At 62.2% G+C, this 25,351-nt stretch carries 19 protein-coding genes; 10 read left to right on the top strand and 9 right to left on the bottom strand.

Annotated elements, in window-relative coordinates; genetic code table 11:
- Window positions 1–24 precede the first annotated feature (24 nt).
- From H6678_04000 to H6678_03985, 4 genes are all read right to left on the bottom strand, one after another.
- Window positions 25–1,368, bottom strand: coding sequence for a PhoH family protein (locus tag H6678_04000; GenBank protein ID MCB9472958.1), 1,344 nt, complete (start codon window positions 1,366–1,368; stop codon window positions 25–27).
- A gap of 126 nt (window positions 1,369–1,494) precedes the next feature.
- Window positions 1,495–1,695, bottom strand: a complete 201-nt coding sequence (locus tag H6678_03995) for a hypothetical protein (GenBank protein MCB9472957.1) — start codon at window positions 1,693–1,695, stop codon at window positions 1,495–1,497.
- Window positions 1,692–3,857: a ferrous iron transport protein B gene (gene feoB / locus H6678_03990; protein MCB9472956.1), complete on the bottom strand. Its 2,166-nt coding sequence runs from the start codon at window positions 3,855–3,857 to the stop codon at window positions 1,692–1,694. The genes H6678_03995 and feoB overlap by 4 nt, the downstream gene beginning before the upstream one ends.
- A gap of 1 nt (window position 3,858) precedes the next feature.
- Window positions 3,859–4,086: a ferrous iron transport protein A gene (locus H6678_03985; protein MCB9472955.1), complete on the bottom strand. Its 228-nt coding sequence runs from the start codon at window positions 4,084–4,086 to the stop codon at window positions 3,859–3,861.
- 517 nt (window positions 4,087–4,603) lie between these two features.
- Here H6678_03985 and H6678_03980 point away from each other — a divergent pair.
- Together H6678_03980 and H6678_03975 are read left to right on the top strand one after the other, a co-directional pair.
- Window positions 4,604–6,232, top strand: coding sequence for a short-chain dehydrogenase (locus tag H6678_03980; GenBank protein ID MCB9472954.1), 1,629 nt, complete (start codon window positions 4,604–4,606; stop codon window positions 6,230–6,232).
- Between the two features lie 80 nt (window positions 6,233–6,312).
- Window positions 6,313–8,529 (top strand): acetate--CoA ligase family protein, encoded by a 2,217-nt coding sequence (locus H6678_03975; protein MCB9472953.1) that lies wholly within the window; start codon window positions 6,313–6,315, stop codon window positions 8,527–8,529.
- A 4-nt stretch (window positions 8,530–8,533) separates the two neighbouring features.
- Here the strand turns inward: H6678_03975 and H6678_03970 are convergent, their stop codons facing one another.
- Together H6678_03970 and H6678_03965 are read right to left on the bottom strand one after the other, a co-directional pair.
- On the bottom strand, window positions 8,534–8,947 hold the full coding sequence (locus H6678_03970) for a hypothetical protein (protein MCB9472952.1): 414 nt from the start codon (window positions 8,945–8,947) through the stop codon (window positions 8,534–8,536).
- A 147-nt stretch (window positions 8,948–9,094) separates the two neighbouring features.
- Window positions 9,095–12,058 (bottom strand): response regulator, encoded by a 2,964-nt coding sequence (locus H6678_03965; protein MCB9472951.1) that lies wholly within the window; start codon window positions 12,056–12,058, stop codon window positions 9,095–9,097.
- A 318-nt stretch (window positions 12,059–12,376) separates the two neighbouring features.
- On the opposite strand from H6678_03965, the gene H6678_03960 reads away from it, so the two are divergent.
- Together H6678_03960 and H6678_03955 are read left to right on the top strand one after the other, a co-directional pair.
- Entirely contained in the window at window positions 12,377–12,589 is a 213-nt protein-coding gene (locus tag H6678_03960; GenBank protein ID MCB9472950.1) for a hypothetical protein, read from the top strand.
- Between the two features lie 406 nt (window positions 12,590–12,995).
- Window positions 12,996–14,729: a T9SS type A sorting domain-containing protein gene (locus tag H6678_03955; protein ID MCB9472949.1), complete on the top strand. Its 1,734-nt coding sequence runs from the start codon at window positions 12,996–12,998 to the stop codon at window positions 14,727–14,729.
- 81 nt (window positions 14,730–14,810) lie between these two features.
- Here the strand turns inward: H6678_03955 and H6678_03950 are convergent, their stop codons facing one another.
- Window positions 14,811–17,474, bottom strand: coding sequence for an SIS domain-containing protein (locus tag H6678_03950; GenBank protein MCB9472948.1), 2,664 nt, complete (start codon window positions 17,472–17,474; stop codon window positions 14,811–14,813).
- Between the two features lie 201 nt (window positions 17,475–17,675).
- Here H6678_03950 and H6678_03945 point away from each other — a divergent pair, with 201 nt between their 5' ends.
- From H6678_03945 to H6678_03935, 3 genes are all read left to right on the top strand, one after another.
- Window positions 17,676–18,770: a glycoside hydrolase family 3 protein gene (locus H6678_03945; protein ID MCB9472947.1), complete on the top strand. Its 1,095-nt coding sequence runs from the start codon at window positions 17,676–17,678 to the stop codon at window positions 18,768–18,770.
- Window positions 18,771–18,831: 61 nt separating this feature from the next.
- On the top strand, window positions 18,832–20,880 hold the full coding sequence (locus H6678_03940) for a response regulator (GenBank protein ID MCB9472946.1): 2,049 nt from the start codon (window positions 18,832–18,834) through the stop codon (window positions 20,878–20,880).
- 76 nt (window positions 20,881–20,956) lie between these two features.
- Window positions 20,957–21,712, top strand: coding sequence for a glycerophosphodiester phosphodiesterase (locus H6678_03935; GenBank protein MCB9472945.1), 756 nt, complete (start codon window positions 20,957–20,959; stop codon window positions 21,710–21,712).
- 3 nt (window positions 21,713–21,715) lie between these two features.
- Here H6678_03935 and H6678_03930 read toward each other — a convergent pair whose 3' ends face one another.
- Window positions 21,716–22,507 carry a class I SAM-dependent methyltransferase gene (locus H6678_03930; GenBank protein MCB9472944.1) on the bottom strand — a complete coding sequence of 264 codons (792 nt, stop codon included), beginning with the start codon at window positions 22,505–22,507 and terminating at the stop codon, window positions 21,716–21,718.
- A gap of 104 nt (window positions 22,508–22,611) precedes the next feature.
- Window positions 22,612–22,887 carry a zinc ribbon domain-containing protein gene (locus H6678_03925; GenBank protein ID MCB9472943.1) on the bottom strand — a complete coding sequence of 92 codons (276 nt, stop codon included), beginning with the start codon at window positions 22,885–22,887 and terminating at the stop codon, window positions 22,612–22,614.
- Between the two features lie 167 nt (window positions 22,888–23,054).
- On the opposite strand from H6678_03925, the gene H6678_03920 reads away from it, so the two are divergent.
- The 3 genes from H6678_03920 to H6678_03910 are packed head-to-tail and all read left to right on the top strand — an operon-like array spanning window position 23,055 to window position 25,236.
- Entirely contained in the window at window positions 23,055–23,420 is a 366-nt protein-coding gene (locus H6678_03920) for a GntR family transcriptional regulator (protein MCB9472942.1), read from the top strand.
- Complete coding sequence (locus H6678_03915) at window positions 23,417–24,274, top strand: ABC transporter ATP-binding protein (protein ID MCB9472941.1); 858 nt, start codon at window positions 23,417–23,419, stop codon at window positions 24,272–24,274. Before H6678_03920 ends, H6678_03915 begins: the two co-directional genes overlap by 4 nt.
- Window positions 24,271–25,236 (top strand): ABC-2 transporter permease, encoded by a 966-nt coding sequence (locus H6678_03910; protein MCB9472940.1) that lies wholly within the window; start codon window positions 24,271–24,273, stop codon window positions 25,234–25,236. The genes H6678_03915 and H6678_03910 overlap by 4 nt, the downstream gene beginning before the upstream one ends.
- Window positions 25,237–25,351: the final 115 nt, after the last annotated feature.

Here is a 25,351-nt window from a genome sequence, read left to right as displayed (position 1 = left end):
TCCAGCGCGTGGCACAACCGCCCCTCAGAGCAGGTCGCTGGCAATGTCCGCCAGTTCGCTGCGCTCGCCCTTGCTCAGGGTGATGTGGGCGTACAGCGGCTGTCCTTTCATGCGGTCTATCAGGTACGACAGGCCGTTCGAGTGGGTATTGAGGTAGGGGTGGTCGATCTGGAAGATGTCCCCGGTGAAGACCATTTTCGTGTTGTCTCCGGCCCGCGTGATGATGGTCTTGATCTCGTGGGGCGTCAGATTCTGTGCTTCATCGACGATATAGAAGACCTTGTAGAGACTGCGGCCACGGATATAGGCCAGCGGACTGATCACCAGCTTCTCCTGATCCAGATACTCCTTGATGCGCTTGTGGCGGGCATCCGATTCCTTGAACTGGTTCTCGATCACCCCCAGATTGTCGTACAGGGGCTGCATGTAGGGGTCGATCTTGGACTTGATGTCGCCGGGCAGAAAGCCCAGATCCTTGTTGCTGAGCGGCACGATCGGGCGGGCCATCAGGATCTGGCGATAGTTCTTGCGCACCTCCAGGGCGGCCGCCAGGGCCAGCAGGGTCTTGCCGGTGCCTGCCTTGCCGCTCACGCTCACCAGCCGGATGTCATCATTCAGCAGGGCATCCATGGCGAAGCTCTGCTCGGCGTTTCGCGGTACGATGCCGTAGGCCTGTTGTTTGTCAATGCGGCGCAGGACACCCCGGCCCGGGTTGTACACGGCCAATGCCGAGCGCTTGTTGTTGCGCATGATCAGATACTCGTTGGGCACCAGCGGGTGGTCCACCTTCAGGTCCGCCAGTGGAATTTCACCAACGGGTTCGTAGAGACGATTGATCAGCTCCGAATCCTGGTTCTCCTCGATGCGATGCCCCGTGTACAGTTCCCCGATGTTCTTCACATGATCGTTGCGATAATCCTGCGCGGGCAGTCCCACGGCCTTGGCCTTCATGCGCAGATTGACATCCTTGGTCACCAGCACGACGGATCGTCCGCGGCTCGCCTTGTGCAGCACGTAGGCCGTGTTGAGAATCTGGTGATCCATCTTCTGTGCGGGAAAGCTGACCTGCAGGTCCTTGTGCATGGGGGCCGAAAGCACCACCCGGATCCGCCCCAGACCCGGGCCGATGAGCACCCCCTTGTCGAAGAGGCGATCCCCACTGAGCGAGTCGATGATGCGCACGAACTCGCGGGCATGGAAGTTCAGCGAGTCGTTGCCCTTCTTGAAGTTGTCCAGCTCCTCGAGGACCGAGATCGGCACCACGAGATCGTTCTTCTCGAACTTGTAGATGCAGTTGCTGTCGTGAAGGATCACATTCGTGTCCAGAACGAATGTCGAGGTGCGAATGGCGGGGGTACGGACGGCCATGGAAGTCTCCCGCTGGCTGAATCCTGGTGTGTGGCACAGTGCGGCAGGGGTTGGGCCGCCCGAACGATGGCTCGAAAGTGGCAAGCTGGACGGGACTCTGCAAGGGAGGAAAGGTGTGGTGTGGGATCAGACCCGCGGACCACCGGGGCGCGGGTCACAGCAGGCGGCATCCTCGTGACCTGGGCAGAGCGTGCACCCGCCACAGCGAGTGGGTCCGGGAGTCCTTGCCGCGTGCAGCATTTCGCGCACTTTTCTGGTGCCCAGAACCGTGATGTACAGGGTGGCAGCTCCCACCAGCACGGCCACTCCCACAAGGTCCCAACTCACAGGAAAAGCCCCCCGATCTGGTACACGGCCAGGGAGATCAGCCAGGCCAGTACGGTCAGGCCACCGAATTGGAGCAAGGCCCATTTCCAGCTGCCCGATTCCTTGCGCATGACCGCCACGGTGGCCATGCAGGGTGTGCCGATCAGCAGGAACAGCATCAGGCTGATGCCCGTCAGCGGCGAGTACTCCCGCTGGATGGCTCCCGACAGGGTGCTCACATTCTCATCATCTCCTCCGAGCGAGAAGACAATGCTCATCTGTGACACGAACACTTCCTTGGCGGCGAAGGCACCCAGCAGCCCGGTGGTAATCTTCCAGTCGAATCCCAGCGGGGCGAAGACGGGCTCGATGGCCCTGCCGATCCGGCCGGCCAGAGAATACTGCAGTGCCGCGGCGGCCTGTGCCGCCTCGACACTGATCGCGGAGTCCGCGGGCTGCGGCGGAAACTCCCTGTCGGGCAGACGGGGAAAACTGGTGAGCGCCCAGAGCACGATCGACACGCCCAGGATCAAGGTGCCCGCCTTGCGCAGGTAGCTCCGGGAGCGTTCGGCCATTTTCATGATCACGGCTCGGCCCGTGGGAATGCGGTAGGGCGGCAGTTCCATCACGAATGGAGTGTCTTCGCCCCGCAGGACGGAGCGCTTGAGCAGCAAGGACAGGCCAAGCGCCAAGACGATTCCCGCCATGTAGATGCCCCAGAGCGCGGGGGCACGCAGCCCAGGCGAGAAGAATGCGGGAATCAGCAGCATCCAGATCGGCAGACGGGCCCCGCAGGACATCAGGGGCAACACCAGCATCGTGACCAGCCGGTCCTTTTCGTTCTCGAGGGTGCGGGTGGCCATGATCCCGGGAATCGAGCAGCCGAAGCCGGACATCAGCGGCAGGAAACTCTGTCCGTGAAGGCCGAAGCGGTGCATCATCCGGTCCATGATGAAGGCGGCCCGGGCCATGTAGCCCGTGTCTTCCAGCAGGGCCAGCCCGGCGAACAGCAGCACGATGTTGGGCAGAAACACAACCACTCCACCCACACCGGCGATCATGCCATCGACAAGCAGGGAGCGCAGCAGCGACGGGGAATCCGCGACCCAGAGCGAGGAAATGGCACCGGCAAGCAGCCCGAATCCCGATTCGATCCAGTCCATTGGATATTGGCCGAGACTGAAGGTGAGCCAGAAGATGCCGTACATGATCATGAGAAAGATCGGCAGGCCCAGCCAGCGATGCACGAGCATCCCGTCAATGGCGTCGCTCATGGCACGGGCATCCGCGCGGGACTGCGAGAGTGTCACTTCGCGCAGCAGGCCATTGGCAAAACCGGCCAGCTGTGAGCCCAGCAGAAGCGGCAGGTCCATTCCGGAAAGTGCTTCAAGCTGCTTGCGTTCGAGGCTTGTCGCGTCCAGAACGTCCGTACTGTTCTCGACCAGGATCCCGAGCAGGTTCTGGGCATCCGGATCACACTTCAGCAGCTTGACGGCCAGCCAGGTGCTTTCGCGGCTGACGATGCCGTGTCGGTTCAGCAGACTCTCCAGCCGATCCAGGCTGCCGCGAAGATCGGCGCCCAGCGTCACACGGCGGCGGCAGTCGACTGGGTTGAGACCCTGTTCAAGGATCGCCTGGCGCAGCTGCTCCAGTCCGATGCCGTGTTTGGCCGATGTTTCCACCACCGGAAACCCCAGCAAGGCTCGCATCTGGGCCAAGTCCAGACGTTGTCCGGAGCGCTCGGCTTCGTCAGCCATGTTCAGGCAAAGAACGGGATTGGCGCCCGTGAGCATGACCTGGGCCAGCAGAACCAGACTCCGTGAAAGAGTCGAGGCATCCGCCACCACGACGATCACATCCTGTGTGCCACTGAGCAATTCGGCCTGGGCGATGCGCTCTTCGGGAGACCAGGAACTGAGGCTGTAGGTGCCGGGGAGGTCGAAGAGCTGGAATCCATTGCGTGGAAACCGGGAATCGGACACCAGCCCCAGCCGTTTCTCAACGGTGACGCCGGGATAGTTTCCCACCTGGTGATTCGAGCCGGTGAGTGCGTTGAAGAGGGTGGTCTTGCCGCTGTTGGGGTTGCCGGCCAGGGCCACGTGGAGCGGGCGCTCCAGTTCGGGGCCTTCCGGGAACGCCTCCAGGCGCTCAGCGCGGGATGTGAAACCGATCCCGGTGGTCATTTCAGGCAGGGTCCTTGACCATGATTGTACGCGCTTCCTTCTGCCGCAGGGCAATCTGCCAGCCACCCAGATTGATCCAGATCGGGTCGCCGCCCGGAGCCTTGCGCTCGACCCGGACGATCACGTCGGGCAACAGGCCCATGTCCAGCAGCCGCTGGCGGATGGCCCCGGAACCTTCCACGGTCGTGATGATGCACGAATTTCCCGGGAGAATCTGTTCCAGGCTCATCCAGTTTCCTCGCATCCAGTTGCCTCAGGCGAAAAGGCGAAACCAATCTTGTTCGGCGAGACTAACTTTAACATCCCGCCGTCAGATTTCCCATGATATCGGTCAATCCGCAGGGCAAGAATCAGCCTCAATTGACAACTATTTCGCCAGATCTCCACAGCCGGAGTCAAGGTGACCGACTCCAGGCTTGCCTCAAAGCCATGCAAGGTGGACATTCTGCCTGCCCGACAGATTTCTCCGAACATGCCGGACCCTCGAAATCTGAAGACCAGACATCCGGATCATATTCACCAGAACGCCCCTGAACGGGACATCCGCAGCGCTGTGCCCGTGCAAGGACCATCTCCCCGGAGAGCTCCGCCCGGAAGAGCAGGGACAAGTGGCTGTCCCGGTTTCTCCGAGGCGGCAGCTGCTTGAACCTGGTCAGGGAACTGCCCCGGATTGACCCATATCAAATGGAAGACTGCCCCGCTTCCGGACCTTGGCCGATCCCAACGTCTGCAACCGGAGGTTCGTCATGCATATTCAGAACCGTCGTATCCTGATTCTCGGCGGATTCGGCCTTGTGGGTACCGCCGTATGCCGGGAGCTCCTGAAGCGCTCGCCTGCTGCTCTTCACATCCACAGTCTGCGACTCAGCGAAGCCGAAAAGGCCCGTGACCTGCTGCTGCCGGAAAAGGGGCAGTGCGAACTGGAGGTCTGCGAGGGCGACATCTTCTCGCGTGACAGCGATGGAGACACGGTCTCCCAGCAGCTGTTCGGTCAGGTCGGTCCACTGCGTGACAACGATCTGCCCAAGTACAATCTGTACCGCATGCTGGCCGAGATCCAGCCCGACATCGTGATCGACTGTGTGAACACGGCCACGGGCATCGCCTATCGCAACATCTTCCGTGCGGCCGAGAAAGCCTGCGTTGCCTTGGAAACCGGCGACCCCGACGGTGAAGCCATGCAGCACCTGCTGGAATCGCTGTACATCCCGCGGCTGATCCGGCACATCCAGGTGCTGTACCGCGGCATGACGGACTGCGCCACCGGCGTCTACATCAAGGTGGGCACCACGGGCACCGGTGGCATGGGCATGAACGTGCCGTATACACATTCCGAAGAGAAGCCCAGCCGCATGCTGCTGTCCAAGAGCGCGCTGGCCGGTGCACACTCGATGCTGCTGTTCCTGATGGCCCGCACGCCCGATGCCCCGATCACCAAGGAACTGAAACCGGCCGCCGCGATTGGATGGAAGAGCATTGGCTACGGCCCGATCAATCGCAAGGACGGACCGATCCGCATGGTCAACGCCCGGCCGATGCCACTGGGGCAGGACTTCTCGACCTTTGACCCCTCGGCCGCCGAGCTGCGCGACGATGTGATGGAAAACGTCTACATCGATACGGGCGAGAACGGCATCTTCAGCCTCGAGGAATTCTCGGCACTCACCACCAGTGAGCAGATGGAATTCATCACGCCCGAAGAAATCGCCACTCAGCTGGTATACGAAATCGAAGGCGGCAACACCGGTTTCGACATCATCAACGCCCTGGACAATACCACCATGGGGCCAAGCTACCGAGCCGGCCTGATGCGTCACTGGGCCCTTGAGAAGATGGTCGAGCTGGAAAAGACACACGACACCCACAGCGTGGCCTTTGAAATGCTGGGGCCGCCGCGACTGAGCAAGCTGCTCTTCGAATCCCATCTGCTGCGACTGGCCTACGGCAAGATGAGCGCCGTGCGCAAGGCCGATGCTGCCGACCTGACTCACATTCTCAACACGCTGGTGCTCGAGAATCCGGAAGTGGCCAACCGCATCGTATCCACCGGCATTCCCATCCTGCTGGACGACATGCGTCTGATCCGCGGCCAGAAAGTGATTCTGCCCTCCGAGGCCAAGCAGATCTCGATCACGGACGAACGCCTCGAGACCTGGGTCAACGATGGCTGGGTCGATCTGCGGGCCGCCAACTGCGCGCGTTGGATCCAGCGCTTCCGTTGCATTCACGAAGAACTGCAGGCGATTCCGCGCGAGGACACCTCGAGCCGCCACTTGCGCCAGCATCGCTTCTGGCACGAAGAGAACCTGATCCTGCCGGGCAAGATCGCCGGTTGGGTCTTTGCCGTCGAGGATCACGGCTCCCGGATGAAATGATCCGGTACGTACGCGACAATCCTGATCCCCCGGCCCGGAGCGACCGGGGGATTTTTTGACCAGCCCGGAAGGAGCGCCCCGTGAGTCTTCTGCATGACCTGTGCCGGACCGCCCGAGACGAGAATCGATCGGTGCTGCTGGAGCCGGAAGGACTGGACCTGCTGGCATCCGTGGGTCTGGATGTGCCACGCAGGATACATCTGGCGCTCGGACAGCGCCCCACACCTGAACAGTTGCGGACATTGCCCGGCGAACGCATCGTGCTGAAGGTCGAGTCCCCGCAGATCCTGCACAAGAGTGATCTGGGCGGAGTGCGACTGTTGCCGAAGACCGTCGAGGACATCGTGCCCGTGATGCAGGAGCTGGAAGGCCGACTGGCGCACATGGACCTGCGCGGATTCGGGCTCCACGAGTGTGTGCCATTCCGGGGAGAGTTCGGCGCCGAGCTGCTGGTGGGAATCCGCCGCACCCCCGAATTCGGGAATGTGGTCGTGCTGGGGCCGGGCGGAATTCATTCGGAAGCTCTGGCACACATGATGCGGGGGCAGGTGCCCGCCGTGTTCCATCCCGCCAGCACCCCGGCGGCCGGTCCACTCGAGCTGCTGGATGCCAACCCATTCACCCGTTTCCTGACCCGCCCACAGCGCGGACAGGCACCACTGGTGGATCCGGAACTGCTGTCCCGCACGCTGGCCGCATTCCTTCAGCTTGCTCGTGATCTGGATGACAGCAACATCCGTGATCTGGAAGTGAATCCATTCGTGCTCTCCGGCAATCGCCTGATCGCACTGGATGCCCTGGCGACCCTGGACTGGAATCCCCGCCCCACGCCGGCACTGCCGCGCCCGATTGCCCGCATCCGCAACCTGCTGCTGCCCGACAGCGTGGCCGTGATTGGTGTCTCACAGGCGATGAACCCTGGCCGGATCATGGTGGAAAACCTGAAGAAGCTGGGCTTTCCGGCGGAACGCATCACCATTCTCAAAGCGGGTGAAACGGAACTGGCGGGCTGCCGTTGCGTGCCCGGGCTGGCGGCTCTGGAGCAGCCGGTGGACCTGCTGGTCTGCAGCATCAGCGCCGATCAGGTGCCCGCTCTCGTGGAGGAGGCGGCCACCACGGGCAAGGCCCGCAGTCTTGTGCTGATTCCCGGCGGCATGGAAGAGAAAGCCGGAGGTGCTCCCGCGCTGCAGAGCATGCATGCCGCCCTGGCGGCTTCGCGAGCGACTCCCGGCGGTGGTCCGGTGCTCAACGGAGCCAATTGCGTGGGGTTTCGCTCCCTGCCCGGGCGGGTGGATACGCTGTTCATACCCGATCACAAACTGCCCGCACCGGTGCTGCCCGGAGCGCCCATCGCGCTCATCTCCCAGAGCGGAGCGTTTCTCGTCTCGGCCCTGGACCGGCTGGGCAGCCTGAGCCCGCGGTATGCGCTCTCGATCGGCAACCAGACCGACCTGAGCGCCGCGGACTATCTCGAGTACTTCGCGGAGGACACGGAACTTGAGCTGGTCGCCGTCTACATGGAAGGCTTCAAGCCCGGCGACGGCAGCCGTTTCGTGGAATGGACCCGTCGCATCACGGACAGTGGTCGGCGAGTCCTGCTCTACGTGGCCGGCAGGACCAGCGCCGGAGCCCAGGCCAGCGCAAGTCATACGGCAAGCGTGGCCGGTGATCACCTTGTGATCCAGAATCTGGCTCGTCAGGCGGGAGCCCTTGTCTGCGATTCACTGGACGAGTTCGGAGAGCTGCTCAAGCTCTGCACCCAACTTGTCGGCCGTCGTCCGGGTCAGGGCAGGGTAGGTGCGATTTCCAATGCGGGATTCGAGTGCGTGGCCATTGCCGACAATCTGGGTGGGCTGGAACTGGCCAGCTTCACACCCCAAACGGAGAGTCGCCTGCAGACATTTCTGGAGAAGGCGCGCGTCGAGCGCATCGTGGACCTGCACAATCCTCTGGATCTGACCCCCATGGCCAACGACGCCGTGTTCGGTGATGTGGTTGGCAGCCTGGCGGATGCGGAGGAAGTGGACGCGCTGGTCGTGGGCTGTGTGCCCATGACTCCGGCGCTGCACTCCCTGGCTGCCGGCGCGGGACACGCCGAGGACCTGACGGCCCCGGATGCGGTGGCGGCTGGCATTGCACGGGTCTTTCATGGTTCCCGCAAACCGATGGTGGTGGCGGTGGACGGAGGCGAGAATTATCACCCCCTGCGCAGGCATCTGGATCAGCTGGGAGTTCCGGTCGTGGTGACCGTGGAGAAGGCCACGCGTCTGCTGGCGCTGTGGTACGGCAAGCCCTGAATGCTCAGGCGGAAGGCACCAGCCCCCACTCGCCGCTCAACTGCAGCTGGACCAGCTCGGTACCGGCACCGCCTTCAAGCAATTCGAGAGCACGGCTGACCGCGGCGTCCAGACCCAGAGTGCGGCTGGCGGCCGCTTTCAGGCACAGGTCCACCAGTTCCGGAGCCCGCTCCCCCAGAGCGGAGACACGTTCACCCACTCGCAGCTGCGCAGCCAGGGATTCGCGTTCGCTGCTGTCCAGGTAACGGTCCACGATGTCCCGCACTTCCTGCTTGCAGTTGGAAAGATTTTCGCCGAGCACCGTGATGTCCAGCGATACGCCATCGGGAGTCCTTGCGGTCAGCGAGAGCAGAACACCGTCCTTGCGCTGGCTGACGTCCACACGGTGGAAGGTGGCACCCCGGTAACTTTCCATCATGGTCCCCCTGGCACTGTTGCCGGTTGATTCCAGTCGCATGTGGAACCGAGGGCGAAGATGGTGACCCGTCCGTAAAGGCGCAAGCTACGAGCAACGCCGTCACCGAAGCCTGCAGCCGCCGGATGGCCGATGGTCCGCAGGGGTGCGCTACCCGCTCACCGGCAGACGTTGTGTGGCCCAGAACTCCAGTTTCTGCTGGACCTGCTCGAGCACGATCGGCTTGCTCAGATAATCGTCCATTCCCGCATCGAGGCAGATCTCGCGATCCCCGCTCATGGCGTTGGCCGTCATGGCGATGATCGTGGGACGCAGATCCGGACCGAAGTGATGAAGGATCCGGGAAGTGGCCTCCAGCCCATCCATCTCGGGCATCTGCACGTCCATGAAGATCACGTCATAATTCTGGCGCTGAACGGCTTCCACCGCCTCCAGTCCATTGCCCGCGATGTCAATCGAGTAGCCCATTTTCGCCAGCACCCGCTGGGCCAGCAACTGGTTCACCGGATTGTCTTCCGCCAGCAGGATTCGCAGGGGCAGACGTTCCGAGAGTTTCGAGTCCAGTTTCACGCTCGGTTTCGAAAGGCCCGTGCGAGAGCCGGTTTCCACATCCTTGAGGGTGCGCACCAGGTTCTTGTGCATCACGTTGTGACGCAGGGGCTTGTTCAGCCAGCAGGAGAAGAGCTGGTCGATGTCTTCGTCATCGGGGCGCCCCGCCGAACTGAGCATGATCAGCGGCAGATTGCTGCCCGTCTCCAGCTCCCGGATCCTGCGCGCCAGTTCAAGACCATCCATGCCGGGCATCTGCATGTCCAGGATGGCCACGTCAAACCGATTGCCGGCAGCCAGTGTGTTCAGCGCGGCTTCCCCGCTGTTGACCGCCATGCACTCGATCTTCCAGTTGCTGCACTGCAGCGACAGAATGCGCAGATTGGTGGTGTTGTCATCCACGATCAGCGCGCGTATGCCTTCCAGTGACACGAATTCTTCCCGATCCTCGAGCATCGCGGCCCGTGTACGGATCGTGAAGTAGAAGGTGGAACCTTCACCGTCCGAGCTCTTGACCCAGATCTGTCCGCCCATCATCTCGCTCAGGCGCTTGCTGATCGCCAGACCCAGCCCGGTGCCGCCGAAGCGACGGGTCGTGCTGCTGTCGACCTGTGAGAAGACCTCGAAGAGTGCGCTCTGGCGCTCCTCGGGAATGCCGATGCCCGTGTCGGACACCGAGAATTCCAGTTCCAGCGTGCCACCTTCAAGCTTCGTGCTGCGCACCGACACCAGCACTTCGCCTTCATAGGTGAACTTGACCGCATTGCTCATCAGGTTCACCAGGATCTGGCGCAGGCGGGTCGTGTCACCATGGATTGCGGCAGGTACTTCCGGGTCGATCATGTAAAGCAGTTCAAGATTCTTCTCGCCGGCCTTGTGTGCCAGCAGGTCAATGCAGTCCTCGATGCACTCGCGCAGGTTGAAGGGCTGGTCTTCCAGGTCCATCTTGCCCGATTCGATCTTCGAGAAATCGAGGATGTCATTGATCACCACCAGCAGGCTTTCCCCACTGACCCGGATGGTGTTCACGTACTCTTCCTGTTCCGGACTCATCCGGGTGGTTCCCAGCAGGCTGGTCATTCCGATCACACCGTTCATGGGAGTGCGGATTTCGTGACTCATGGCTGCCAGGAAACTGGACTTGGCCTTGGCGGCGCTTTCGGCGGCATCACGGGCCTGTATCAATTCCTCTTCGAAACCCTTGCGCTCGGTGATGTTGCGGAAGGTCAGCAGGCTGCTGTTGGTGCTTCCCCAGGTGGTGCCGATCGCGCTGCGGTTCGCCTCCACCGGAATCATCGAGCCATCCAGTCGTCGGAAGGTCGTTTCACTGCTCACACCGTTGGTCAACGGGCGAGCACAGAGGATGCCCAGGTCCAGCCCGATCAATTGTTCTTCCGTGCCGTACAGCATTTCACAGGCGGCCGGGTTGGTCATCATCACCTTGCGATCACGATCCAGTACCAGCAGCCCTTCCGACATGCTGTCGAGAATGGTCTTGAGGCGTCGCTGGATGCCTTCGCTGCGCAGGTAGGCCTTGGTGCGGAAACGCACGAAGATCAGCACCACCACCAGCAGGATGGTCGAGAGCAGGGTCAGCCCGGTGAGGATCTTGCTGAAGTCGTAGTGGAAGCCCCGCAGTGTGTCGTCGGCCTGGATCGACATCAACCAGGCTCGCTGGTTGCCGTCCATGTTGGCCACGGGCACGAAGGTGTTCAGATAGTCCTGTCCCTCGGCATTCACGAAGAGTGCGAAGGGGGTGAATCCCATCAGTCGCTCGTCGATGGCGCCCTGGAGCTTGCGTTCGATGATGTTGACCGTGGGGGCCAGCACATTCTCATCGCGGCGCCCACCCTGGACATTGGTGGCCGCGTGTCGCTCGACCCAGAAGCGCGAACTGATCTGTGTGCCCATCAGGAATTCGGATGCCAGGTCCTTGGCCGGATTCTTCTCGAGCAGCAGGGCGTACTCACTGGTGAACAGCTTGTCCAGTTCGCCGCGGTATGCCTTGAAACTGGCTCCCGTGTCCATGTATCCCAGCAGGCGATCGCCGTCGTGGATGTTGAAGTAGTACTTGCTGCCACAGCCGTGCTGTCCGCGTTCGAAACCATAGCGACTCAGTCCCCGTTGTTCCGGAGTCAGGTGTCTCATGAAGTCACTGCTCAGGCCGTCATCGTAGATCTCCGGGTGGTCGAAATTGATCAGCAGGCGGCCATCCGGCAGAAAGATCCGCATCTCGCTGATGTTCTGTTTCTTCAGCAGCTCATAACTGTGAGACAGTTCCCGCTGGATCCAGTCATGGGCCGAGGCCAGATTCTCCTGAGGGTTGGCACCGGCCAGCTCGAGCTGGTGCAGGAATTCCCGGTTGTAGCTGAGATCGCCGTGGACCACATTGCTCACCATCTGCCAACCGTTGTCGATGGCCTGGATCGCCAGTTGAAGTTCCTGGGACTTGCGAAGGGTGTACTCCTCCGTTCGCGTGTCCAGCTCGGTATTCAGCAGGTGAATCGCGGTGATTTCAATCAGGATGTATACGGCGAGCAGATGCTTGGCGTAGGGGATTTTCATCGGGACGGAACCTTTCCTGCGGATACCGATCTGCGGGCCAGTGCCCGGGCTGAAGCAACCAGATTCAGGCAGAATCGACCCTTTGGCACGTCCAGCGCCGGGGGGCGATCCAGTGCAGTTGATCGGCACCTTGCCAAGGCGGATTTGACGACAGATTCACTGGTGACGAATTCAATCCGGGAAAATTCAAAGCCGGGAACAGTGCCTGACCCTTGGCCCATGGGAAAATGCCGGCCCGGATCTTGACCCTGCTCATGGCAATGCAGGCAACGGAAAGGAATGTTGCGGCCCGTCAGCATGCCCGGAAAGGAACGCATCATGAGCCCCTTGGACCCCAAGTCCCTGACCGTCTTCTGTCATCGTCTGCAGAAGCCCCTGAGCATCAAGGAACACGAACGCTGCCCCTATTGTTATGGGCAGAAGGGCGAGATTCGCGACCAGGGTCACGACCAGTTCTGTGATTTCAAGCCCGGCGAAGATCCGGTGCAGTTTGGCGATGACGCGAACGGCGATCGCATGTCGCGTGGCTGAACAGCCTCCAGGTGACTTGAATTCTGTGGAAATGGCCCCGTGAGGGGCCATTCTCGTTGCCCAAGGTCGGGCGCTTGATGACGCATTTTGAACGGCCCCGACCGCCCACGTTTCTGTCTCCCCCGAGAAGGCTCATGCTGGTCTGACCCGGCGCTCTGATAAATCTTGCAGAAATAGGTGCTTTGCCGACCTGCATGAGGCGGCGGTCAGGGCTGGGTCAGGAATCCCTTCCTCACATATAAAGGCACAGGCTTTGCAAGGGTCAGCTCGCCCTGAAGCCAACCCGCGCCCCGCGGGCACGTGCTTCCTGAACTGGAAACTTCAGCAGTCTTGAAACCGGGTCAGGCCTCAATGCTGCCATGCGTGCTGTATTGGCCCTTGCCCACATCGTGGAAGGAATCCCCTCATGACGAGTCGAAATCTTTTGGGTACACTGCTCGGACTGGCGATCGCCGGCCAGGCGCTGGCCGCCGGAGTGTTCTACAGCGAGTACATCGAAGGCAGCAGCAACAACAAGGCTGTCGAGATCTACAATGGCAGCGGCGCTTCCATCAATCTGGCCAACTACGTGATGACCCGTTCCAACAACGGGGATGCCAACCCTTGGGCCAACCGCTTCTCCTTCACGGGCACCCTGGGTTCGGGTTGCGTGTTCGTGATTGCCAACTCCAGTGCCAATGCGGCCATTCTGGCAGAAGCCGATGCCACCAGCGGGCTGACCTTCTACAATGGCGATGACCGTCTGGGACTGTACGAGGTCGTCGGCACCGACACCATCTGCGTGGACACGATCGGTGAGCTGGGCGTGGATCCCGGTGCGGCCTGGACCGTGGGCTCCGGCGCTACCGCCGAATACACTCTGCGCCGCATGGCCGGCATCGTTGACGGCAATTGCGTCTGGCCGGGTTCCGGCGAACTGGAGTGGGATGTGTTTCCCCAGAACGACAGTGCCGACCTGGGCATGCATGGCTCCATCGGTTGCGCGGGCAACGTGAACCCCGAAGTGAGCAACGTGGCCACCATTCCCGCCGTTCCCACCGAGGATGATCCCGTGGACGTGGTTGCCGACATCATCGATGTGGACGGCACGGTCCTGATGGCCGAGCTGCACTGGGGTCTGGCCTCGAATGCGCTGACCAATGTGATTGCCATGCAGAGCATCGGTGGCGACGCCTGGCAGACCATGGTCCAGATTCCCGACCTGAACGCCTGCACCGTGGTGTACTACCAGGTCGTGGGAACCGACGACGCCATGGGTCAGGGTTCCTCGCCCGTGTTGAGCTACACCGTGGATTGCCATCTGACCATTCCGCAGATCCAGGGTGCCACCGATGTGTCGCCCTATGAAAACGCCACCGTCTGCACCGAAGGCATCGTCCAGCGCGTCGTGGCCGACCGATTCTTCATTCAGGACGGCACCGCCGTCCGCAGCGGTCTCACCGTCTTCACCGGCACCGCCCCCACCGTGCTGGTGGGCGACCTGGTCGAAGTCTGTGGCCTGGTGGACGAGTACTTCAACCTGACCGAGATGACCAACAACCCCGTCGTCACCGTGCTGGGAAGTGGTCTCCCCTACGCCCCGGTGCTGCTGGATGCGGCCACCGCCGCGACCGAGGATTATGAGTCGATGCTGGTCACCGTGGCTGCCCTGACCGTCACCGCCGAGCAGAACAACTTCGGTGAGTTCATGCTGGCCGATGGCAGCGGCGAGATCCAGGCCGATGTGGATTTCTTCACCATTGACCCTGCGCCCATGCTGGACGACTGCTACACCCTGACCGGCATCCAGTACTACAGCTTCGGAGCCTACACCATCTTCCCGACGGAAGCCGGTGATGTGGTCAGCTGCAACGTGGCCGACGCCATCGACCTGGTGGGCAGCTTCTCGCTGAATGCCAACTACCCCAACCCCTTCAACCCCACCACCACCATCGATTTCACCCTGGCCCAGACTGCCGAGATGACCCTGGCCGTGCATGACCTGGCCGGTCGTCAGGTGGCCCTGCTGGTCAACGGTATCCAGAGTGCCGGTGCGCACAGTGTGACCTTTGACGCCTCGGGCCTGAGCAGCGGTGTATACTTCTACACCCTGAGCGCCGACGGCTTCCAGGACACCCGCAAGATGGTGCTGCTGAAGTAGACCTGATTCACGTCCCCTGGACAAACGGGCGCCCCATCCGCAAGGATGGGGCGCCCGTGTTTTGGGGCTGTTGGGTGCATCTCAGTCCACCGTGATGCTCTTGGAGACGTTCTTGGGAGAATCGGGATGCACACCGTGGTTGCGGAAGCCCATGCGCTCCAGCCAGGCCATCTTCATCAGGCACATCTCGTAGGCCAGACGCTGCAGCACCAGAATCGAGCTGAAGGTGGTGTACAGCAGGTCGCCCGTTGGGGGCAGGGCAACGAAACGTCCCACATAGTTCGGGTTGCCGCCCGGGGCGTCCAGCGCGGCGCGGCGCAGGTCCTCGTTGGGCTCGGCGATCACGATGGTCATGGCACCCCGGATCTTGTGGGTGTTGATCTGGGTGATGGTCAGGTCCACATCCCGCTGACCGGGACCGGTGATGTAGATCAGCGGATAATCCTTGTAGAGACTGGCATGCAGTTCCTCGGCCACCCGCGGACTGCGTGACAGAATATCTCCGGTGAACAGGCTGTCACCAAAGGCCAGCAACTGGGCCCGGCGCTGGTTGCTGTCCAGCTTCTCCCAGCCTTCCATGCTGGCCAGACTGGAGAGCAGGGTACGAGTCCAGTTCTGCATCTGGTCCAGGCCGTAGGAATTGTTCAGTCCAAGGATGGTGTTGGGCCCGTGCTTGAATTCCGTGGTCGAGATGCCTTCGGCATGATTCAGCACCACTTCGCGGATCTTGAGTGCTCCCTCGCGCGCCACGCCCCACATGCGCGTGCCCAGAATGTGCAGGCTGGGCACCAGATACAGCAGTCCGGCGATCTCGCTGACCGCGTCGCCGGTTGTCTTGAGCGTCTGGTGCAGCAGGTCGGGAATCGGGTCCAGCCGCGATTCGTGATCCACGCTGCCATGCAGTCCGCGCCCGCCCCGGCCGCCCAGCGCGGCACTCAGGTACTTGGCCATTCCCAGCAGCATGGTGTTCTGGTTGATGTAGCTCTTGGTGGCGGGCACCGCGATTTCCGGTCCGCAGCGCAGGGGAATCGCCAGGTCGGCCTTCTCCTGGGCCAGGGTGGAATTCATGTTGTTGACCAGCGAAATGTGATGCAGGCGCGGGCATTTGGTCTTGAGGTCGTTGACCACGTCGATCACGTCCTTGGTCTCGCCGCTCTGGGAAATGGTCAGCAGCAGATCGCGCTCGGTGATGCAGTGGTTGAACTGGCTGCGATATTCACCGGGCAGCAGCGGAATGAACTTGACTCCGCACAGATCATTGAAGAACAGCGCTCCGGTGCGGGCCGCGTTGTAGCTGGTGCCCGAACTGACCGCGTAGATCTGGCCCCCACGGCGATGACAGGCGAGGGCTTCCTGGACGAACTGCATCAGTTTGGTGTTGAGGTCGTTGATCTCGTCGTTCTCGAGATACAGATCGGCCAGTTTCAGCAGATCGCGCCGGGGGTGCTCGGCGTGACGTTCCCAGGCCCAGCGCAGCAGCGGTGCGCTGTCGCTGTAGAAGGTTTCGTCCTTCCAGATGCCCGCAGGCAGACTCTGGAAATTCTCCCAGAGCGGATCGTCGTCAAACAGTGCCCCACAGGCCTGCATCAGGGCATCGGTGCTGTCACACAGCATCAGGTCGCCGATGCCCTTCTCGGACTCGGGTTGCATGGTCTGGTGGCTTTCGCTGGCCAGGCGGTACTGGCGCAGCCGCCCGCTGCCGAAGGTGAAGAAGCGTACCAGGCGGCGTGCGCTGTCGATTTCGTCTACGATTTCCTGTTCCATGAAGTACTGGAACCCGTCGCGCAGACCGATCTCGTCCACCTGCAGATTGCTGAAACGCGGAGTCATGGCGATTTCGCTGCCGGCGCGCACTCTGGAAGATGGCTGTTGCCCTTCGCGTGCGGGCTGATCTCCGGCGGCGAACACCGTATACGAGTCGGCCGTGAACTCCACGAACTGCCCCTCGCGGATCGGCAGCAGCAGGCGTGTCATGCGCAGCACGGCGGTCAGGTCGGAACTGGCCAGGATGAAGGCATTGCCGTCCCGATTCTCGCCTTCGCTGCCAATGCCCACGTAGAGGCTGCTGCCCCGCTTGATCGCCCAGACCGTCTCGGTGCGCGGGTTCACGATGATGGCCGCGTAGGAGCCGGTCAGCACTTCACAGGCCAGCACGATGGCGTGTCGCATGGCGGCATTCTCATCGGGGAAGCGTCCACCGGCGACCGCCTCGCTGAAGAAGTGCTCCACCGTGTGCACCAGCATTTCTCCGTCATTGTCGGAGAGCACCTCGTGGCCCTGCTCCTTCAGCCAGTGCTTGAGTCTGGGCGAGTTGCTGATGTTGCCGTTGTGCGCACCATAGATGTGCGTATGACAGTGCACGTCGTGGGGTTGGCTGTTGGCCTGATCGACGGCACCGTAGGTGGCCCAGCGCACCTGGCCGCAGAAGATGCGCCCGGCCTGGGCCTGCATGCCCAGCGGGCCGCAGATCTTCGACGGGGCACCCGGCGCTTTCAGCAGGGTCACCTCAGTGCCGTCCTGAAACGCGCCTCCGGTGGAGTCGTAGCCCCGGTACTCCAGCGCGCGCAGCAGACGCACGGCCACGCTTCCCAGGCGCTCGGTGCGCTTGGCGTAGATCAGGCCAAGAACGCCGCAACCCAGGGCGGAACGGATGCCCGGAATGGGAATCCGAAGGTTGGCCACGAAAGCCAGAATCACCCAGGGCCAGGTTGCGGGTCGCGAAGTCGTGTGGGGGCGATGAAACATGGTGGAATCCTGATTGCAGGGCCGATTCCGGTTCGCCGGATGGAATCCGGTCGCTGTCGGCGAGAGTATCGGTTCGCGAAGCGTGAATAAAAACAAAGCCGGAAGGTGCTGACGGATTTGCCGATATCAATCCCGGATTCTCGCAATGGCCTGCCGAACCGTACTTTGGCGCGTCGCGTCAATTCAATCGGGAGGCAGAGAATGGAGCAGGCAGGCCTGCACATCGTCGTTTGTCCACGGGCAGCCGAGCTGAATGCGGAAGACCGGGAGCTGATGCGACGCCTTCGACCCGTGGGGATTCACCTGCGGGTGCGCAATTTCGTGCCCGACGTGCCCGCGCCGGAGTGGCTGGAGGCACTGACCGCCCTGTTGAAGGACTGCCGCGAACTGTCGGGCCGGCCCCGGCAGCTGGTGGTCATCGACCACGAAGGCGGACGCGTCCATCGCCTGCCCGCCCCCTTCACCCATTTTCCCTGGGCCGTGCAATGGGCCGACCGAGCGGAAGCTGTGGCCCGCGCCATGGCAGTCGAGCTGCGCGCGCTGGGCGTCAATCTGCTGCTGGGACCCGTGGCCGATGTGGCCTCCAACCCCGGGAATCCCGTGATCGGTCCCCGTGCGTTCTCGTCTTCCGCGGCGGAGTGCGCCCGGATCACGCCCCGGTTCGTGAGTGTGGCCCAGTCTCTGGGGCTGGCCTGCTGTCTCAAGCATTTCCCGGGGCACGGAGATACCCATCAGGACTCCCACGCCTGCCTGCCCCGCGTGGATCACGCGCTCGAGCGCTTGCGCGCGATCGAGCTTCCTCCTTTCGAAGCCGGCATCGCCGCCGGTTGCCGGTCGGTGATGAGTGCCCATCTGGTGAATCCGGAACTGGATCCCGGGTGCCCTGCCACCCTGTCCCGCAAGACACTGAACGGCCTGTTGCGTGAGACACTGGGCTTCAGCGGGATCATTTTCAGCGACGACATGGAAATGGCCGCGATCACCGGGCTGCCCACCGGGACACCGGAGCTGGAGGCTCTGGCCGCGGGCGTGGACCTGCTGTTGTACAACCATCATCCCGAGCGCGCTCTGGCGGCCGCCGACGCGATCGATCGTGCGCGCGCCGAAGGGCGTCTGGATCTGGAACTCGAACGGGCGTCAGCCGCGCGCATCCAGACGCTGCTGGAGTCCCTGCCGGCTCCGGGACCCAGTGTCCTGCCGTCCATGAGCGATCTGGAATTGAATCACGCACTGGCACGTGAGTGTGCCCACGCGATGCCGCTGGATCTGTCCGGAAGCGGTTTCGAAGCCTTGTAGCCGATCGATGTCGCGGGCACGGACAGGATTTTTCCTGCGGCCCCTGCATGGGAGTCACCCGATGAACTTCACCATTTTCGTGATCCGCCTGGCCGAAGCCCTGCTCTCGGCACCCCCGGGTGAGACATCCTCGACTCTGCACTCGGCGCTGGAGACCCTGGCCAGTGCGATCGACATGGAGCGCGCCGGAATTCATCTTGAAAACGAGGGCGGGGACTTCGTGCGTGACCCCGAGCTGTGCTGCGGAGACGAGCTGGCGATTCCGCGGGTCTTCAAGAAGGAGTGGCTTCAGGACGACGTGTTCGCGCCCATCCTTGAAGGCACGCCCGTGCTGCTGGCCAATCTTGGCAATGACGGCGCCGAGGACAGCCTCCCGGCTCGCCTGGCCGACCATGGTGTGCGCACGCTGTTCCTGCTTCCGCTGCGGCGAGAGCAGCACGTGGTCGGTCTGCTGTGCCTCGAGCGCAGCACGGCGATCTCCAGATGGGACAATCTGGACAGTCCGGGGCTGGCGCTGCTCTCCGGTGTGATTTCAGCGGCCATCGAGCGCATCCGCTCCGAAGAACGGCTCTCCAGCCTGGAAGCCGGTTATCGTGAGCTGTTCAACAGTGTCTCGGACCCGATCTACATCCAGGACGCCCAGGGCCGTTTCGTGGATGTGAACATGGGGGCTGTCCGGATCTACGGTTATCCCAGGGAGTACTTCCTGGGCAAGACACCGGAGTTCATTTCCGCTCCGGGCCGGAATGACATGAATTCCGTGATCCAGCATGTGATGGCTGCGCTGAATGGCGAATTCCGGCGCTTCGAGTTCTGGGGCATCGACAGCAGCGGGCGTGTCTTTCCCAAGGAGGTCAGCCTGTACCCCGGGCGCTACAACGGAGAGCCCGCGATCTTCGCCTTCGCCACCATCATCAGTGAGCGCAAGAGCCGGGAAGAAGCCCTGCGCATCGAGGATGAGCGCTCGCTGCATGCCCGCAAGCTGGAAAGCCTGGGAGTCCTGGCGGGCGGGATCGCCCATGATTTCAACAACCTGTTGCAGACCATCATGGGCAATGCCGAGCTGGCCGCCGATGAGCAGATGGCGGGATCGGCCAGTGCACTGTATCTGCGGGACGTGATCCAGGCTTCCAATCATGCGGCGGATCTTTGCCGGCAGATGCTGGCCTATTCGGGCAAGGGGCAATTCCAGCTGGGCATTGTGGACCTGGGCGCGGAAGTACACACGATCGCCCGGATTCTCGAGTCGGCGCGCAAGCCGGGAACTCGCCTCCTGCTGGAGCTGGACAGCGATCCCGTCGTGATCCATGCCGATGTGGCGCAGGTGCGCCAGGTTCTGATGAATCTGCTGACCAATGCCATGGAAGCTCTGGGCGAAGACTCCGGGGAAGTACGGATACGCACCTGGAATCAGGTGCTGGATCCGGCGGAGCTGGAGAATGTCTATTTCGCGGCGGAAGCGCAGCCCGGCAAGTTCGCCTGCCTGGAGGTGGGCGACACGGGAAGCGGCATGGACGAAGACACGCTTGGGCGCCTGTTCGATCCCTTCTTCACCACCAAGATCCTCGGTCGCGGTCTGGGACTGTCCGCCGTGCTGGGCATCATGCGATCCCATGGGGGCATGATTCGTGTCCAGAGTCAACCGGACCGTGGCACTCGCTTCCAGGTGATGTTTCCGGCCCATGGCCAGGCATCGCCGGACATGCTGCCGCCGCAACGGGATTCCGGGAGCAACTCGAGTGCACTGCGGGTCCTGCTTGCGGATGACCAGGCGGCCACGCGCCGGATCTGCAAGCGCCAGTTGGAGCGCCAGGGCCATCATGTCGAGGATGCTGAAGATGGCGCCCAGGCCTGGACCCTTTTCCAGAAGGACCCGGCAAGCTGGTCGCTGATCCTGCTGGACCTTGGCATGCCGGGCCTGAGTGGCGACCAGGTGCTCAGGCGCATCCATGCGATCCGGCCCGAACTGCCGGCAATCCTGATGAGCGGATACGACGAGGAGGATGCGGTGTCGAAGATCGGTGATGACCCGCGGACCCGCTTCCTGCAGAAACCCTTCACCGGAGCGCAGTTGGCCGGCTGCATCGCCACGCTCCTGGAACCCCGATGACCTGCTCACGATTTTCTGACGGGATGGCGCGATCTTGGGCAGCGCACAGCGGATTCCGTTCAGTGAAGAGAGGCTGATGTCAAACAACCCATGCATGATCCTTGCTCATCGGGGTGCCCATGGAGGTGCTCCGGAGAATACACTCCGGGCCATCCGGGGCTCGCTGGCGGCGGGTGCCCAGGCCCTTGAAATCGACGTCCAGGCCGTGGCCGATACACTGCTGGTGTTTCACGACCGGCGTCTGGAGCGGCGCACCGATGGCAACGGTCTGCTCGCGGAGCACAGCCCCGAAGTCCTGCGGCGCCTGGATGCGGGTGGAGGAGAGCGCATTCCATTGCTTGAAGAGGTGCTCGCGCTGGTGAAGGGCGAAGCCCTGCTGAACGTGGAGTTGAAAGGGCCCAGGACGGCGGCTCCGGTGGCACGGATGCTGCTGGAGTGCCTGAGCACGGGCCCCTGGCGGCGCGAGCAATTGCTGGTGTCTTCCTTCAATCATCGTGAGCTGCGCCTCTTTGCGGAACTGGCCCCCGCGATTCCACTGGCCCTGCTCTGCGAGGGTGTACTCAATGATGTGGTGGCTACCGCCCGCAGCCTGGGGGCCGGTGCGGTGAACCTGTCGGTGGACTTCGCCGACCCCGCGCTGATTGCCGAGATCCAGCGCGCGGGCTTGCTGGTGAACGTGTACACCGTGAACCATCCCGAGGACATGCGGCTGCTGCTGCGCGCCGGAGTCAACGGTCTGGTCACCGACGAGCTGGAACTGGCGCAGCGCGAGTGTCTGCAGCAGGGGCGCGAAATCTGGTCCATGCCGGGCAAGGCCGGCCCCGCGCTCTGACTCTCAGTCGATGCGCTGAAGCACGTGATACAGGTTCTCGAGGCGCCCGTCCAGCGGGGTCTCGTTGGCGATGGGTTCCTGATCCATGTCCAGCACGCCCCGCAGCTCGAAGCCACAGCGATCGATCATCTCCAGAAAGGCCTCTTCGCGCCAGAGCCGTGTGCGGTGAATGGTCCGGTGAACCTGTTGCGGCTGACCGGGGCGGGTTTCGGTGACCGTGCAGGTTTCCTGTGAGATGCCCTGCGCGTCAAACTCCTCCGTTTCCCAGAGAATCTTCAGTTCAAGATCGCCGCGGTGGTTTTCCCAGCTGCAGTCAATGGTTGCCATGCCCGGCGGCATGCCATAGCTGAAATCAATGATGTATACACCACGCTTGCGCAGCATGGCCCGTGTGTGGCGCAGGTGGGACTCGATGTCCGCGTCTTCCACCAGGTAGCGGAAGCTGTTGATGGACAGGAATGCGCCGTCGAAGCGCTCGGGCAACCTGAAGCTGGCCATGTCGCCTTCGAGCAGGCGGGCCCAGCCTTCGAGACCTTCCGCGCTCAGGGAGCGTCGCGCATACTCGAGCGTGTGGGGGTTGATGTCGTACCCTGTGGTGCGGCACCCCAGCCGGGCCATGCCCAGCAGGTTGCGACCCGTTCCGCAGGCCGGTTCCAGCACATGCTGGGGCGGGCGTCCGCCAAACTGCTCGAAACACTCCAGATAAAAGACCAGCTCGCGCGTGGTGTCCCAGTCGTAGGCCACGTCGTACAGTTCGGCCAGGTCGTACAGCTCCCGTCCATGTTGTCCGCGCATCGGGCGTCCTTGCTCCAGCTTGAAAGGAACTGCCGGTCATGGGACCGGCAGCGTCGTCTGTGGCTTGGTGTGGCGGGCGCCAAAGGTGCGTCGCCAGCGGTGGATCAGCAGCAGGCACACCCACTTCCGCAGCCGCCCCCGGACTTGCCGGAATCGCCACTGTCGGATGAGCCGTCCTTGTCCGCTTTGGACCCGCCACTCTTGTAGTCGGTCTGGTAGAATCCGGACCCCTTGAAGACGATTCCGCCGCCGCCCGAGATCAGTCGTTCCAGAGTCTCGGTATGGCAGGTCGGGCAACTTGTCAGGGCCGCATCGCTCATGGATTGAAAGGCTTCCAGGCGGTGGCCACAACTGCTGCAGCGATACTCATAGGTGGGCATGGTGTCCGTCCTGTGTTCTTGTCAGTGAAACGCGGGCGAGTATAGCATTTGCCCCCTGCTTGTTCCCGACAGACCTGCCGGTCCTTTTTCAGGAAATCTTCATGGCCCATTGCGCCAGTCCCGTTTTGGTGTTATAGTTGGGTAGAACACCAAATCAGGACGGACCTATGCAAATCCAGTGGCAATCCGATCAGCCCATCTACCGCCAGCTGCGGGAACGGATGGTACAGATGATTCTGGATGGCCTGCTGGCGGAAGGAGAAGCGTTGCCCGGTGTGCGCAAGGTGGCCGCCGAACTGCAGCTGAATCCTCTGACCGTCATGAAGGGCTACCAGGAGCTTGTGGAGGAACAGATCGTGGAGAAGAAACGTGGACTGGGCATGTTCGTGCGTGAAGGCGCCAGGGAGCAACTGCTGGCCAACGAGCGCGAGCGCTTTCTGAGCGAGGACTGGCCGCGCATCCTGGCCCGTATCGAATCGTTGGGCTTGCGGCAGGAAGACCTGCTGGCCGGAGTGAAGGGAGGCGCACGATGAGCTCCGTGATCCACGCCCAGGGGCTGGGCAAGAGCTACGGAAAATTCCGGGCACTGGACTCGGTGGACCTGGAGATTGGCGAAGGGCGCATCGTGGGTCTGATCGGCCCGAACGGCGCAGGCAAGACCACCCTGCTCAACGCGGTCCTCGGTCTCAGCACCTACGAAGGGGAGCTGAGCGTGCTGGGGCACAATCCCATGAGCGAGCGCGACACCCTGATGCGCGACGTCTGTTTCATCGCCGACGTGGCGGTCATGCCGGGCTGGATGCGCGTGAGCCAGGCACTGGAGTTCGTGGCACAGACCCATCCTCGTTTCGATCGGCAGAAAGCGGAGAGTTTTCTGGCCACCACCGAGATCAAGCGCAAATCGAGGATCCGCACTCTCTCGAAGGGCATGAAGACCCAGTTGCATCTGGCACTGGCCATGGCCATCGACGCCCGCCTGCTGGTGCTGGACGAGCCGACTCTGGGTCTGGACATCCTGTACCGCAAGGAATTCTACTCGCGCCTGCTGAACGAGTATTTCGAATCGACGCGCACGATCCTGGTCACCACCCACCAGGTGGAAGAAGTGGAACACATTCTCAGCGACCTGATCTTCATTCGCAAGGGCAAGCTGATTCTGAACTGCCCGATGGAGGATGTGGCCGAACAGTTCGTGGAGGTGCTGGTGACCCCCGACCGCACCGACGTGGCCCGCAGTCTGGCGCCGATTCACGAACAGGAAGTGTTCGGCAGGCGACTGATGCTCTTCAGGGGCCGCCGCCGCGAGGAGCTGGTGACTTTGGGCGAAATGCGCACGCCGGGTGTGGCCGACCTTTTCGTGGCCTTGATGAAAGGAGATCAGGCATGAAAGCCTTCCTGATGCTCATTCGGCGCGAACTCTGGGAGCATCGCATGCTCACCTTCGTGCCCGCGTTCATCACCGTGTTGTCCCTGCTGGGTGTGCTGATCATGTTCTTCCTGCCCTCGCGTCTGCAGACGGGAATGCAGATGGACGGGCGTGCCCAGATTCAGATGGATCTGCGTGAAGGACACAATTACAGTTTCAAGACGGATGATTTCTCGGTGAAGCAACTGGTGCTGCTGTATGACCGGTTGCCCGAAGACACCCGTGGCCTGCTGATCAACGGTGCGCTGCATGGCCTGGCGGCGGGGTTCCTGCCTCTGATGCTGATCCTGATTGTGTCGTACCTGCTGGACTGCCTGTACAAGGAACGCAAGGATCGCAGCGTGCTCTTCTGGAAATCGCTGCCGATCTCCGACCGTGACACGGTGCTGTCCAAGCTGATTACCGGCCTGATCGTGGTGCCGCTGATCACCTTGCTGGCCATCATGATCCTTCAGCTGCTGGTGATGTCGCTGGCCTCGGTCGTGGCGCTGGTCTGTGGTGCGTCCATCTGGGGATCGGTGTGGGGTCCGGCAGAACCGCTGCGGATCTGGCTCACTGGCATCCAGTTGTGGGGCGTCCTGCTGCTCTATTACATGCCCCTGGCAACCTGGATGCTGCTGGCCTCGGCCTGGGCGCGAAAGAGTCCTTTCCTGCATGCGGTGGCACCTGTCATCGTGCTGGCCCTGGCCGAGAAAATCATCCTGGGCAGCGACCGCTTCATCGAATGGATCATGGAGTGGATGGCGGGGGGAGTCGCCGTTCTCGCGAACGGCAGCGTGACACGCTATGCCCACACTCTGAGTTTTGGAGTGAGCAATCTGGGGAGTTTCATGACCCAGCCATCGATTTACGTTGGACTGCTGGTCAGTGTCGGATTCCTGCTGGCAACCATCCGGGTCCGTCGCTGGCGCGAACTGGGTTGACGCAACCGCATCCAGAGATTCAACAGGCTCCGGAGATTCACTTCGGGGCCTGTTGCCATTCTGAGACAGGCGCATCCTTCCCGGACCTTCCGGAAGCGTTGCCTTCCCAGCCGGT

The organism is Candidatus Delongbacteria bacterium (assembly GCA_020634015.1).
Classification (GTDB): Bacteria; CAIWAD01; CAIWAD01; order CAIWAD01; family CAIWAD01; genus JACKCN01.
The sequence above is the reverse complement of the archived record's forward strand: the minus strand, read 5'-3'. Positions and strand labels throughout refer to the sequence as shown.